The 15,291-nt window shown below is 47.2% G+C and carries 9 protein-coding genes; all 9 read left to right on the top strand.

The features are described 5' to 3' along the window. Positions 1-389 precede the first annotated feature (389 nt). The 9 genes from PUW25_RS22755 (at position 390) to PUW25_RS22715 (ending at position 15,270) form a co-directional block, all read left to right on the top strand. Entirely contained in the window at positions 390-2,651 is a 2,262-nt protein-coding gene (locus tag PUW25_RS22755) for a hypothetical protein (protein ID WP_274338457.1), read from the top strand. A gap of 91 nt (positions 2,652-2,742) precedes the next feature. Then, positions 2,743-3,249, top strand: coding sequence for a hypothetical protein (locus PUW25_RS22750; protein WP_274338456.1), 507 nt, complete (start codon positions 2,743-2,745; stop codon positions 3,247-3,249). Positions 3,250-3,514: 265 nt separating this feature from the next. Continuing rightward, the gene (locus PUW25_RS22745; RefSeq protein WP_274337597.1) at positions 3,515-3,793 is read left to right on the top strand and encodes an alpha/beta-type small acid-soluble spore protein; all 279 of its coding nucleotides are present in this window, start codon (positions 3,515-3,517) and stop codon (positions 3,791-3,793) included. Between the two features lie 224 nt (positions 3,794-4,017). Next, complete coding sequence (metK, locus tag PUW25_RS22740; RefSeq protein WP_274338455.1) at positions 4,018-5,220, top strand: methionine adenosyltransferase; 1,203 nt, start codon at positions 4,018-4,020, stop codon at positions 5,218-5,220. Positions 5,221-5,455: 235 nt separating this feature from the next. Then, positions 5,456-9,223, top strand: coding sequence for a SwmB domain-containing protein (locus PUW25_RS22735; protein WP_274337595.1), 3,768 nt, complete (start codon positions 5,456-5,458; stop codon positions 9,221-9,223). A 272-nt stretch (positions 9,224-9,495) separates the two neighbouring features. Beyond that, complete coding sequence (locus PUW25_RS22730) at positions 9,496-12,204, top strand: stalk domain-containing protein (RefSeq protein ID WP_274337594.1); 2,709 nt, start codon at positions 9,496-9,498, stop codon at positions 12,202-12,204. A gap of 47 nt (positions 12,205-12,251) precedes the next feature. Next, complete coding sequence (locus PUW25_RS22725) at positions 12,252-13,412, top strand: sensor histidine kinase (protein ID WP_076314513.1); 1,161 nt, start codon at positions 12,252-12,254, stop codon at positions 13,410-13,412. Between the two features lie 4 nt (positions 13,413-13,416). Further along, positions 13,417-14,139, top strand: a complete 723-nt coding sequence (locus tag PUW25_RS22720; protein WP_047912369.1) for a response regulator transcription factor — start codon at positions 13,417-13,419, stop codon at positions 14,137-14,139. Between the two features lie 708 nt (positions 14,140-14,847). After that, positions 14,848-15,270, top strand: a complete 423-nt coding sequence (locus PUW25_RS22715; protein WP_274337592.1) for a hypothetical protein — start codon at positions 14,848-14,850, stop codon at positions 15,268-15,270. Positions 15,271-15,291: the final 21 nt, after the last annotated feature.

Below are 15,291 nucleotides of genomic sequence, written 5' to 3'. Positions count from 1 at the left end.
ATCCAATGAATCTATCCGTCTTAACTGATTCGATTTCATCTAATTTTTCCAGTAATAATAATTTAACTCCATCCAATCTGTTATACAGCGGCTCAAATCCTACGGTTGCTCCCCTAGGGACAGCTTTACCTAGCGCTCCAATTATTGGTGCCTCAATAGGAAGTAGCACATCAAAGACTGCCGCGGCTCAAAAAACTTCCACTGTGAAAAGCTCTAGTTCATCGTCGACAAAAAGTGACAAACCCATACATACACTTAATAACCTCAAACCCGTCAAATTAACCTCTAAGAGCACTGTTAAACTTACCGACCTCAATGTACTCACACAAGAAGATGGCAAGACTCTCACCTACACCCTGACCTATCAGAATAATGACAGCAAGACGTTAATGCTTATTGATTATTGGACCAAAGTGAAGACAAAGGGCGGAACATTGTATTCTCCGAATCTTATCGCACGTGATCAGGAGAAGAAGAGTGTTGCCGCTGGCTCGTCCCTTGCCGTTACCTATATTGTGAAGGTTGGAAAGAACGTAAAAGTCAGTGATCTCCTGTTCCAGATCGTGAAATGGGATTTCACCAAACCGAACTATGAGAGCCATTTAGGGCATTTTAATGTGCCGGCGTCTTATACCTTGTCTACACCAGTCAATCAATCGAAGATCATCCGCTTAAATGACACGCCAATCAAAATTAAAGTATCGAAGTTTGAGTTCCATTCAGGCTCGGATTACAACTATGCAGAGGTCAGTGTGAACCTGCATAACACGGGCTACAAGCTGCTGGAGAACCCTACCGCCAAATGGATTCTGAGAACAGCAGGAGGCAGTAACTATCCGCTGCTCTTGGATTCGGCAGAAGCTACCTTTAGTATTCAGCCACAGGAGAACAAGACATTGAAGCTGCTCTCCAGTATTCCGAAGTCGGTCAAGCTGGCGGGAGCAGAGCTCATAGTGGTAGAGGAGGAAGGCGAAGCCAAGACGGTGCTGCCGCTTGCTACTTTACAATTGCCTGCAGCAAGTACGACAAAGACTGTAGCGACGCAGCCTTTTAAACCAAGACAAGTCACGGTGGAGAATTTGAAGCTGGAAACGACGCTGGAAGCTGCGACGGTTAGTCAGAGCTATGGCAGCAATGATTTGTCCTTAAGCTTTAAATTCAAGAACATCAGCAAAGAAACCATTACGGTGCCTAAATACGAATTTCTATTGAAAAGCGGTAATGGCAACTCCTATCCGATGACTACGAAGGCTCTAGAGAATCTATCCTTGCAGCCAGGTGCAGAGAAGACGATCAAGCTGGATATCTCCGTATCCTATGAAGTTGCTCAAGGTGCGCTCAAGCTAATTATGAATACTCCTAAATCGGAGGATCCAGAGAGCAAAGCACCTGCTTACAGCTATCCTGCAGGAATCTATATACTTCCTCAGCCATCTTCATTGCAGAATACACTTGGGCGAGAGATCTCTGTGAAGAATGATAGCGGAACCTATGGTGTGACCTGGTCTTCCATTCAACGTTTGCCTTGGACTGATGGGGATCTGCTCTCTGCCAAGCTGACGGTTAAGAACACTTCGGTGAAGACACTTCGTCTGCCAGATCTGCAAGGTGTATATACAATAGATGCAGCGAAGGATGCGGGCAGCACCAAACTGATTAAGAGTCAGGCTGCTTCACTGCTCGGACCAGGGCAGGCAGTAGATATGTATCTGGTAACGAAAATTCCTACAACGCTAGATATTGCTCAGCTGCAAGTAGCCCTTGAAGAGAAGGTAGGAGAAGAGTCAACAGAGTGGATCAAGCTGACGAATATTGGAGCCATCCCAGAGGTTCCGGAGATTGAGAAGGATGCAGCCTACACGTTAACCACACTCGGTAAAAAGGCGGAAGTCAAGACACGAAAATCCGTCGTCTATCCAGGGACAACGACGGATCTTGTGTATACAGAGCTCGAAATGACCAATATGGAGAATCGTCAGGCCGATCTGTCGCAGCTCAGCGGATACTATATGTCTTCCAGCGGTCTTTATTTTAAAGCAAATGTCAAACAGATTGATTACCCGGCTGGCCCTGAAGACAAGAGCATCGTAACCATGTGGACAAAGATTCCGAAGCGGGTAACCGTGTCAGATATGCGACTAATCGTCGGTGAGGGAGTTACAGAGGATAAACTGACACCAGTAAAAGGAGAAGCTACTGGCTATGTTAATGCGGCATCCCTTGAGATCACTCCACAGCAGGTCACGGCTCTAGCAACAATTCAGAATTTTGAGCTGTTCCCTTATCAAGTACAGACGCATACCTTCGATGCTTACCTGTCCGGTGGATCCAATGTATCTATTGAATGGTACTATACGCTTAGCCAAAACAACGAGTATAGCCTTCCTGAGAATGAGCACAAGTTCATTGTCGAGATTACCGATTCTACGGGCAGAGCCTTTGCCAAGGAGCTTGTACCGGGTACGGACATGAAGCTTGGAGCGAATCAGCTGCTATCCTGGTCGATAGATGATCGGATCTTTGAAGATCGTAGAGCGGGAACCTATCAAATATCCATTTATGACGAGTTCCAAGGGGAGAGGTTAAAGATTGCTGGCCAGTCCATGTACTATAATCCCAATCGCCTTCCTGCTGTAATTCCAGAAGAATAGATTATTCTTATTACCAAGTTCTTCTTGTCTATATGGCAAAATCACTCTATCATGATAATTATGGAATTGATAGATTTAGAGGAGGAACATCATGAAGCGCGTGTTGAAATTAGGTATGGCTACCGTCGCGATCGGTGGTGGAATATGGATTGGATCGGTTATGAATATTACTGCAGATGGTGCATCAGAGAATACCCAGCCGGGTACAGTAGATGATCCAGTCGTTACGAAGAGCTATGTAGATCAAGCAATACAAAATGGACTAAATGGCGGAAGCGGAGCAGGTCCATCTGAACCGTCCACCCCAGCTGCAGGGGAAGAACTGAAGATTGTCGTTGTGAAGCCTGGACAGCGTCTTGTTGCCGGAGCAGGAACGGAGTTTATCGTTCGTAGCGGTAAGGCCGTTATCTATTCTGCAGATGCGAACGGTGTAGCCGATCTGACTGCAGGCCAGGACTTGACCAATGGGACGGCGATTACGAACAACCATCTCCTCTCTTTCCCTCGTGAGGGTAGAGGTATCGAGGTACAGCAGGGCAACAAATACAATCTGACGGTTATGGTTCGCGGTAATTATAATCTCTTCTTAGTTCCTTAGGGTTTGGTTTATTATTTGGTTATTACAAACCGAAGTTATATTTTATAGCTTGTTATTTCTAAGTATGCGACGTTTTGCTTCATATTATATATGAGGCGGAACGTCTTTTTTCTTGGATTTCAGTTTCTTGGATTTCAGTGTGTGTCGATGGATGATTTTTAATGTGTGTCATTTTTCCATAAGTAACAATGATTCGCCAGTCTATAAAGCCCCTGAGGTGCAAACAATATGCCTGCAAGACCAATACACAGGAGGTGCATAGATCATGGCAAGAAACAAGAGCAAGCTGGTTCCGGAATGCCGTCAAATGCTGGAGCAAATGAAGTATGAAATCGCAGCGGAGTTTGGGATATATACGGGCGGTTCCCATGCAGGGGGTGCAGACACAGAGTTTGGTGATGAGCTGGGCTCAACCAATGGCCATTCTTCGTTTGCTGGATGGGGATATCTAACCTCTAGAGAAAACGGATCGATCGGCGGAGAAATCACAAAACGTCTTGTCCGATCGGCGGAGTCTAGTTCCTTCCAGATCCCTAATCTATAGTAAGCACACTGCATTCTGTCTGTAAAAAAAGGCAATAAAACCGTAATATCCGACTGGAATATTCATACTTTATCTGATTGACACGGATTGACAAATACGTTAACATGTCGTATGAGGATGTACTGCAACCTTTTCCATGGTGGAAAAGGTTCGTTTTTTGTTTAAGGATAAACGTATGGGCGATAGACCATAATATCCATATATGTGGGAGGTTGATTACTACAATGTCTGTTAAAGGGCGTCACTTATTCACATCAGAGTCCGTAACTGAAGGGCATCCGGATAAAATCTGTGATCAGATATCAGACGCAGTACTGGATGCATTTCTTGAAGCCGATCCAAATGCCCGTGTAGCATGTGAAGTATCTGTCGCGACCGGACTTGTGCTGGTTATCGGTGAGATTACTTCAACAGCTGATTATATCGACATTTCGGCCATTGCGCGTAACACCATTAAAGAGATCGGATATACACGTGCGAAATATGGTTTTGACTACCAGACTTCTGCTGTACTTACTTCCCTGAACGAGCAGTCCAAGGACATTGCTCAGGGTGTTAATGCGGCCCTAGAGAACCGCGACCCGGCTCTAATGGAGAAGGAAACGGAAAATATCGGTGCGGGTGACCAAGGTCTGATGTTTGGTTTTGCAACCAATGAGACTCCAGAGCTTATGCCGCTCCCGATTGCTCTGTCTCACCGTATCGCTCGTCGTCTGGCTGAGGTTCGTAAGGATGGCACACTTGGATACCTTCGTCCGGACGGCAAGACCCAAGTCACGATTGAATATGACGGCAACAAGCCGGTTCGTGTGGACACCATCGTAGTATCTACACAGCATGCCGAAGATATTACGCTGAAGCAAATTCAGGCTGACATTCGTGAGCATGTGCTGTCTCCTGTCGTTCCGGCAGAACTGCTGGACAATGAAACAAAATACTTCATTAACCCGACAGGCCGTTTTGTCATCGGTGGACCTCAAGGGGACGCAGGACTTACAGGACGGAAGATTATCGTGGATACATATGGCGGCTATGCGCGTCATGGCGGCGGTGCTTTCTCCGGTAAGGATCCTACGAAGGTAGACCGTTCTGCAGCTTATGCAGCGCGTTATGTAGCGAAGAATCTCGTTGCAGCAGGACTTGCTGACAAGGTGGAGATTCAGCTTGCATATGCGATCGGTGTAGCGAATCCGGTATCGATTAACGTCGATACCTATGGCACAGGCAAGATCAGTGAAGAGAAGCTGGTTGAACTCGTGCGGAACAACTTCGACCTTCGTCCGGCTGGCATTATTCGCATGCTGGATCTGCGTCGTCCGATTTACAAGCAAACAGCGGCATATGGCCACTTCGGCCGTACAGATATCGATCTGCCTTGGGAACGCATGGACAAAGCAGACGTATTGAAGAGCCAAGCTGGTCTATAATTAGCAAGCAGATACGGATAGAACGGATTGAATAAGCTCGATATACGAGAGCGACCAAATTTAAGCCTTCGATGGATAACCATCGAGGGCTTTTTTTCGTTGTGAAGTCATTGTGGAGAGCCTGGATTCGAACGTTGGGCGCGTGATGACTAAACTATATTTTCCATTTAACCGATGTAAAGAAGAGGTCTGGATTATTTTAGAGTGCAAAATGGAAAGGAGTGAGTGCTGCATAATGAAAAAAGGATTATCATGGGCGCTGGTCTGTGCACTAACCCTCCAAGCTGCTGTCAGTACAGGAGTAGGTTCAGCCTATGCAGATGCACCCGTACAGATAACAACAGGACAAAACATGTCGCTGCAGGTAAGTTCTCAGCTTGCAACTTCCCCTCAGGTGATGACAGGACAGACAATGACGGCTCAGATTGAGGATGTGCAGGAGCTGAAACCGTACTCTGGGCAAGTTGAGGTATCTAAGAAGCCAAGCTTGTCCATTCAGTTGACGGAGTCTGTAAGAAAAGGGCAGGATGGCGGATCGGTAATGATCCAGAGTCTGTCCGACAATCGCAAGGTCAAGCAATTTGATATGGATACAGAAGTGAAAATATTTGATCATAAAGACGGAACAGAAGTTCCTTCTGGCGGATATGGTACATACATTACCTTCGATATGGGTACAGATGAGCTGAGCAGCGGTGGATATTATGTTCTGATAGACAACGGTGCCTTTGTGAACGAGCAGGATGTCCCTTTTGAAGGCATACAAGATGCAGGAACATGGCGCTTCTGGACAGAGGGGATGGGAGAAGTCCCTGTCGTAGAAAAGACACCTGCCCATAATGCAGCAGGAGTACTCCCTGCTTCTTCGCTAGCTCTGAAATTCAGCAAAGACATGTATCCAGCGGCAGGCAGTATTGAGATTATCCAACGATCGAATAATCAAGTTGTGGATACAATTCCTGTAACCTCTTCCCGCGTGAGTGGCGGCGGAACGAGCACTATTCGGATTACGCCAACAACAGCATTAGAAAATAATACTGTATATGATGTCGTTGTCCCGTTAGGGGCATTCTGGGATGCGTATCAGAATCGAAGTCAGCCCATAGCCAAGGGAAGCTGGAGCTTTACGGTGTCAACCGATACATCTGCGCTTACGGTATCGTCCTTATCTCCTAGTGATGGAAGCATGAGTGCACCGGTGGATCAACCGCTTATACTTACGTTTAATAAGACGCTGAACCCTGAATATACTGGATCTGTGACGCTTCGTAAGGCAGGCGGGTCGACTGTTGGTGCACGTACAGTTATTAATTCATCCAATCCTAGACAGCTTGTGATCACCCCGACTGCACAACTGGAGCACAATACAACATACCAGGTTGATGTACCCGGTGGTGTGTTTAGAGATGCAGCAGGAAATACGTTTGCAGGACTAACAGGAAGCAGATCGTGGAGCTTCAAGACGTATACGAGGGACACGACCGCTCCTGTACTACAATCCTCCAAAATGTACACCAATACCCTTATCCGACTGACATACAATGAGGTGCTAGGTACAAACGTCAAACCACTGACTTCCAGTTACTCAGTAACTGTGAACGGAGAGAATCGCGGAATTAGCGATGTCAGTGTATCCGGGGATACCGTCTATGTCATGCTGGACACAGGAGTTGCGGTAGGTCAGGTTGTCCGTTTGTCCTACACGCCGGGTGTAAGACCGGTACAGGATTTATCGGGAAACTCGGCTGCCTCCTTCTCAAATCGCGAGATTGTGAATGACCTCGACTCTGTGTTGTCCAAGCCGAGAGAAGGGACCGTGTACGGAAACACGCTATATTTATACTTTACCGAAAGTGTAAAAGTGACAGCTTCCAATGCCCGGGATCAGTTCCAAGTCACTGCGAATGGCAACAGTATAGGTGTAAGCAGTATTAGCATAAGCAGCGGATCAGCGGTTACGCTTATTTTGAGTCGGGCAGTGACGGATGGAGAAGTTGTTCGTGTAACTTATACGCCGGGATCCTATCCGCTGAAAGACTACAGGGAACAGGCACTTCCCGGGTTTGGTGATTTCTTTGTTCGGAACAGCTATGATACCAGAGCTCCTGAGTTCGTAGAGACCTGGGCAGGTGGTAATAAGCTGTACATACAATACAATGAAGCACTTCGAACCGATAATCTTCCATTAAAAAGCCAGTTCTCTGTCCTGGTTAATCGAAGTCCGTTGTATGTGAACAGTGTCGAGGTTAATGAAGATACCGTAGAATTAACGCTGGCTAACTCGCTAGCCATGAATCAGGATGTGACGTTATCCTATATTCCTGGTGTGAAGCGGTTGACCGATCTGAACTACAATCCTGCAGGGTATCTTGATCTGATTCCGGTTATGGTGTATGGGAGCGGCAGTGTAAAACAGGGTTCAGTCCAGAGCCAAACCGTAACCTTGACCATGTCGGAAGCGATGCAGATGCAGAGCTCAATTACTCCATCTCAGTTCACGATCATCGCGGGTGGTCAAGGCGTTCAAGTTGCATCCGCTTCGGTGCAGAATCAGACGGTGACCATAACACTCACTGCTCCGGTATATGCCGGACAGAATGTCACGCTTGCTTACTCACCTGGTGCTATACCGCTGAAGTCAGCCACAGGAGAGACTATAACAGGTTTTGGACCATTTGCGCTCCAGAACCGAACGAGCAGCACAACAGGCGGAGGCTCGACCAGTATGCCAAGCGGGCTTACTGTACTTGATTCGTCACTCTTTAACGAGACAGGTTATGTGCTGAATAGTATTGCAGCAGCCAAGTCGTCGGTAATGTCGAAGTATAACCGCAGCGCGAATGCTTATACGCCGAGCACGGAGCTGCTTAAACAAGCTTATACGTATATAAATGCGTCCGGAGGCACACCGCTGGTCGCTGTCGAAGTTCCTCAGACAGAGGGCGCTGCTGTCGTTGGTTTCAAGCTGCAGGCACTCGATGAGATGAAACGATTGAATTCAAGAGCTGTCATCGGGGTCAGATATGGAGATACGCTGTATACGGTTCCTGTAAGCCAGCTTGAGCTGAATACGATGGCAGGAGCCGCGAATACAACGATTAGCGGAGCGACACTGTACATTCAGTTAGAAGCGGTAACTCCTTCATCTTCTGTAGCTATGGATCAATTGCTCGGACAAAGCTCAGCATCCAAGCTGTCCAGTATCATGGATGCAAGCACTTATGTGTCTAACGATTCATCAACATATAAAACAGCCCTGGCATCTAACGGACAGCTATATCTTCGATTAAGTGGCACCGTAAGCAGCAGTACACTTGGACTCGTGAAGATGGATAACACGATTCAGAGACTAAGCCCTGTTCCGTTCCGAATGACCAAGACAAGGGATGCACATATTGTGCAAGCGAAACTAGCTGGCAATCAAGCGGTCGTTCCGGCAAATCATTCAGTGTCCTATGTAGGCATGTATAGCCACTGGGCAAGAACTTCTATTGAAAGACTGGCTTCGATGTGGATCATTGATCAGCCTGGAGGATCAAACTATGAACCTGACCGGCCGATTACCCGGGCAGAGTTTGCCGGAATGATCGCAAGAAGTCTTGGTCTAGATGGTGATTTTGAAGAATCACGCCGATTCGGAGACGTTCCTTACAGCATATCTGGCGCTTACATCGGTGCAGCCACCAAGGCGGGCATCATTACAGGGCATCAGGACGGTACTTTTAAACCTGATCAGCTGATCACGCGTGAGCAGATGGCGATTATGATGGTTCGTGCACTGCACTATGGCGGTCATGAATCGGCACTTAACGGTACACCGAACAGCATCCTGAGCAAGTTCAAGGATCGTGTGTACATTCAAGCACCCAATATCGTGGCCGAGGCTGTCCAGCAAGGGATCATCGAGGGGATGACACACAATACGTTCAAGCCTGGCGGTCAGGCGACACGAGCACAGGCAGCGGTGATGATTACTCGAATGCTGAGCATTTATACAGAATAAGAGAGTCATAGTAGAGCAAAGGCACCGAAGTCTAGTGGATAGATGAAATAGATGCAGATCCCTTTGTATATATTTTCAACAAAACCGATAGATATGTTCAACTTGCTAGATTCTATTCATAAAGTTAGAGAAAGAGCGTAACTTTTTCCATTTTTAGCAGTCTATTATTGAGAGGATGTTCGTGTCTTCAGCTCCGTGAATCTCTATTACAGAGGCTTGCGGGGCTGAACTCATTAATAGAAAGCACATAGGATGGGAGAGGCGCTTTTTTTATGAGCAAAGAGAGGAAGCAAACGGGGAAACTGGCGGCAAGATCAGGCAAGAAGTGGATGATTGTGACGATCGCAGGCGTATTATGGGTGACCCCCGTTCTTGGAACAGGGCAGGTACTGCAGGATACCCTTCAAATATCAAGTGTGGCCATGGCGGCAAGTACAACCAAAATATCAGAAGAGATGATCACGGCGGGAGCCAAAATGATCAATTATCGATATACAACAACGCGTTCTGGGGCTTCATCAAACGTGCTGGCGAATGTAATTCAGGTGGATTTGAACAATCCGAATGTGAAATTGGATGTGATGACAGGTAAACAAGGCAAGTTCAACAGCAAACAGAGCACTGGGGGAATGGTGAAGGAAACCGGCGCAGTAGCCGGCGTGAATGGTGATTATTTTAATGTGAGCGGGGAAGGCGCGCCGATTGGCGGTCAGGTGATGAATGGCGTGCTGATGTCGACCCCTTCCGAGCTGTCGGGGATGCAGGCATTGACGGTAACCAAGGACGGCAAACCGATGATTGATGAATACAGCTTTGAAGGCTCGGTTACGGCTTCGAATGGGTCTACCTTTAAGCTGAGAGGAATGAATAAGGAAGATTACACTCTGGAGTCCGGCTCTGTCAAATACAGTCATGCCAATTCGATGTATATTTATACATCCGCATGGACTTCAGTGAAGCGGCCGAATGATCCGGCCACTGCTGCTGCTACAGAAGTGCTGGTACAGAATGATGTCATTCAGCAGATTTCCTATAAAACTCCACTCAACACGACCATTCCGGAGGGTGCGTATATTTTGCGCGCTCATGGTACGGCAGGAGACTGGATCAATACGAATCTGGCCGTTGGACAATCCATTCGTGCGGATTATAAGCTGATTGCGAAGACCACGGGACAAACCGTGAATCCGGACAACTTGGATATGATGATTGGCGGGCATACGCTGCTCGTGAATGGTGGGGGAGCCTCCTCCTTTTCAAGAGATGTATCGAGTATTGGAGGGTACCGTGCCCGCACGGCAGTAGGGTATTCCCAAGACGGCAGATATGTGTATTTAATTGCAGTTCAGGATAACAGCTCAAGCTCGGGAATGTCACTGTCTGAACTGCAGAAATTCATGGTAAGTATTGGCGTGTGGAAAGGGATGAACCTTGACGGCGGCGGATCGACAACGATGATTACGAGACCGCTTGGTGAAATGAACACAGGCCTTGCTTTTGCAACGGAATACGGGACAGAGCAGCGCGCTGTTATTAATGGTCTGGGGGTCTATTCTCTGGCACCACAAGGGCAGCTGAAGGGACTGACGATCAGCGGAACGTCCTCTATGCTCGTTGGACAGGAAGGAACTTACAGCCTCAAGGGCTACGATACGTATTATAATCCATATGATATGAGCGGCGCTTCAGTGACTTGGAAATCCAGTAACGGCAATGTCATCAGCACAAGCGGCGGCAAAATAACAGCCAAAGGCGGAGGTACAGCAACCCTGACCGCAGTGAGCGGCTCGGCAAGCGCGAAGATGCAGATCACCGTTGTGGGCGCAAGCAATCTGAAGTCACTTAAGGCTGGAGCAGGTACAGGTTCACTGCAAAAAGGAGCGGCCATCGCTGTTCCGATTACGGCAACGACCAAAGACGGACAATCCGTCTCCCTTCCGGCAGACAGCTTGAATTGGGAATTCGTTGGATTTAAGGGAAGTGTATCGGGTGATACACTCACTGTATCCTCTGTCAATTCCGGAGCTTCGGTAGGGTATGCCATCGGCCGCTATGACGGCTTCAGCACCGTTGTTGTCTTGACGACTGCAGGACAAACGATGTGGGAAAACTTTGAGAATGTAAGCTATCCGATCAGCTTCACGACGAATGCATCCGGCGTGACCGGAGCAGCACACGTTGTTAACGGAACTGGCGAGAAGTCCGGCTCCAAAGTGCTGGAGCTGAGCTATGATATGAACGGCGGAAGTGGTAAAATGTATGCTTATGCACAGCTTAATGGCACTTCCGGTAAACAAATCGAATCCAGTGCTACGGCGCTGTCTATGGACGTCCTTGGTGATCACAGCCTGAATTGGCTGCGGGCAGAAGTGCTTGATGCAAATGGCAAAACGGTATACATTGATCTTGCCCGCAATATTAACTGGACTGGCTGGAAGAACATTAGCGTCGATCTAAGCGGTTCAGGTATTGCGTATCCGGCGAAGCTGAAGCGGGTATATGTCGTCAATCTTGAGGAAGGTCAGGATGAGAGAGCGATGGCAGGAACGGTAGCCTTTGATAATATTGCTCTGACCATGCCTTCCCTATCTAGTGAAGCAGGATTACCAACAGGAACCGCCAAGTTTGTCATTGGACAAAAATCGGTGACCTTCAATGGAACGAAGAAGGCAATCGATGCAGCACCTGTACTGAAGAATAACACAACCTATGTACCAATCAAGCATGTGCTGGATGTGTTCGGAGGCAGAGCAACCTGGGATAGTAAGAACAAGCGTGTGACGATTCTCCGCGGCGGCAAGCTGATTGATCTTACAGTAAACGAGAAGGAATTTATCCTTAACGGGCAGCGCCTAAGCGCGAGTGTGGCTCCGTATATTTCCGGTGGTAGGACTTTAGTCCCTCTCAGACTAGTATCTGAACAACTTGGCCTTACCGTAAAATGGGAACAGAAAACGAAGACCGTCACTATCGACTCGTGATATGGTATGATATATCCTGGAAACGTTAGGAATGGAGTCGAACATTTGTGGACTTTCAAGCTGATGCTCTTGACCGCGTCATAAAAAACGCCATGCAGGTCATGGAAAGTAGTAAATATCAGATTTTTGAAATAATGGACTCAGCTCGAACCGAGCTGAAGACGCTCAATCAGGAGATTCAATCCATCCTGAAAGAGACGGCGGAAACGATCGAGAAGGTCGATCAGCTTGAGCTTAATTTCCGCCGGTCCCGAATCCGGCTGACAGAGGTCAGCCGGGATTTCGTCCGCTTTTCCGAGCATGACATCAAGCAAGCTTATGAAAAGGCGACACAGCTTCAGCTGGATTTGATGATTTACAGAGAGAAGGAAATGTACCTTAAAGCACGCCGCGACGATCTGCAGAAGCGTGCGAGAAGCATTGAGGAATCTGTGGAGCGCGCAGAGACCATCGGTTCACAGATGAATGTTGTTATGGAGTACCTATCCGGCGAATTAGGTCAGGTGACCCGAATCATCGAGTCTGCCAAGAATCGACAAATGATCGGTTTGAAGATTATCCTGGCCCAGGAAGAAGAACGCAAAAGAATCGCCCGGGAAATCCATGACGGCCCTGCGCAAATGCTTGCAAACTTAGTGCTTAGGACGGAAATTGTAGAAAGAATGCTGGTTAAGCAGGATTTTAAGATGGTGCAGGCCGAAATAGTAGATTTGAAGAAACAGGTTCGTTCAAGCCTTGGAGAAATGCGCAAAGTTATTTTCAATTTGCGTCCAATGGCACTGGATGACCTAGGCTTAATTCCCACGCTTCGAAAATACGTGCAGGATTTTGAAGAAAAAACGAAAATTCGCGCGCTTTTTGAAACCAGAGGGAAGGAACACCGTTTGTCTTCGGCTATGGAGGCTGCCGTTTATCGTTTAGTGCAAGAAGGCTTGTCGAATGCAGCCAAGCATGCATACCCGACCTATGTCGTGGTGGAGATCACTTTTCAGGCACAGCTCGTCAAGATTGTTGTACAGGATAACGGGCTTGGCTTTAAGCCCGAACTGCTGGAACAGAAGAGCAAGGACCATTCACACTTTGGTCTGATTGGGATGCGTGAGAGAGTCGAGCTGCTCGAAGGCCGAATGGAAATTGAATCAGGAGAGAATCAAGGCACCAAGATTGTGATTCATATCCCGACAAACGTGGAAAAGGGAAAGGAGTAGCAGGATGGAAAACCAGAACATGATAAGGGGTAACATTAAGGTATTGCTGGCTGATGATCATCAGCTGTTTCGTGAGGGTCTGAAACGAATCTTGAACATGGAGGACGATATCGAGGTCATTGGCGAATGCGGCGATGGCATTCAGGTATTGGAGTTCTGCAACCAGAGTAAGCCGGACATCGTTCTTATGGACATTAATATGCCTGTAGAGAACGGGGTTGAAGCGACGGAGAAGCTGAGAGAGCTGTTCCCGGACGTGAAGGTTATTATTCTATCGATTCACGATGATGAGAGCTATGTATTTGAAACATTGCGCAAGGGCGCGAATGGGTATCTGCTGAAGGACATGGAGGCAGAGTCGCTTATTAACGCAATCCGTTCTGTACATGAAGGCTATGCCTTTATCCATCCCAAAGTAACAGGCAAGCTCATTATGCAGCTGCGCCGGATGACATATTTGAATGAGACAGGCGCTATGAATGAAGGCGGCGTGAAGGAAGCTGGCGTCAAATTCGTTGCAGGCGATAACAATCCGCTGACCCGTCGTGAAGCCGAAGTACTTCGTTTGATGGCGGAAGGTAAGAGTAACAAGATGATTGGTGAGTTCCTGTTTATCAGTGAGAAGACAGTGAAGAACCATGTCAGCAGCATTCTGCAAAAAATGGAAGTGGATGACCGTACACAAGCCGTTATCAATTCCATTAAATATGGATGGGTTACCCTGTAAAGGGAACGTAGCTTTCGGTATAAGGGAAGTGTGATCTGCCGCTTGCCCTGGGGGAACTACTGAAGTCATGCGTACAGCTAGTGGTCTCTGGTACTACATAGGTAGCATGTACGGGGGAGCGTTTCTTGTGCTGTATATTCATACTGCCTTGAAATGTGAGAAGATATAGATTGATCTAAAGTTGAGGACGCTAACGTTGATATTGTCGTATTTTCAATCGGGTTACGATTGTGATTCTGATTCGAAGGTTACGGCAAAGAACCAATGAGTTATTACTTTAGTTCGGTTATATAGTTATGGGATTTTTGAAAGCGCAAGAAAAAATAACATTTCTTTTCATAAAGATAGAATGTTACATTTCTATAGTATAGTAAAGAACTAAAGCAAAGAGTAGAGGATGCTTTAGTTCAGTGTATGCTTGATAGAATCATTTGAAATCGTGCAGTCCGGTCTATCTTCGCTATTGTTGGATCGCACCCCATCATAACGAATGGAACTGTCGCTCTAAATGCTCAATCTATTGTGTTAGTAAAAAATAAGATTTATCATATGTTCTGCTGATTCATTTGACTGTGTCACCGTCCCGGGTATCCGCATATATTGGCGGTATAACAAGATCCGCCGGCTGGTCATTCACACGGCTGCTGTGAAGTGAGTAGTTTTGCGGTTAATTGCATCCATGGATGCAATAGGGAGGTGTAGTCGTATTTGATCGAACATTTGATATGGATTGCGCTTGTCTATGGCTTAACAGCCTTATGCGTTCGGTATGTATACGCACGTTCACAGACCAAGCAGCAGCCTGCCGCCATACCCGTTCACTATGTTCTCATCACATGTAACCATGGACTTCAGCTGGAGTGGATTATCCGCGGATTGTCCATCGACGCTCTGTTTCGAGGCACGATTCATAAAGTAACTGTGATGGATCTTGATTCCAAAGATGATACTCTTCCGCTTCTCTACCGCCTCGGTGGTATGGCAGGCGTGGATTTGAGCATTGTCTCAGCAAGTGAGGAGCCGATGAGCACCTTATCTGCCTTACAGCCTTCAACGTACGAAGAGGTCAAGTTCGTTGATCTTCGCAACGATGCAAGTCTAACGGAATTTCCGTTCGTAACTAAACATTAATCATATTATAAGACGAATATA

The sequence above is a fragment of the Paenibacillus urinalis genome (genome assembly GCF_028747985.1).
Classification (GTDB): domain Bacteria; phylum Bacillota; class Bacilli; order Paenibacillales; family Paenibacillaceae; genus Paenibacillus; species Paenibacillus urinalis.
This window is presented reverse-complemented; position numbering and strand designations above follow the sequence as displayed.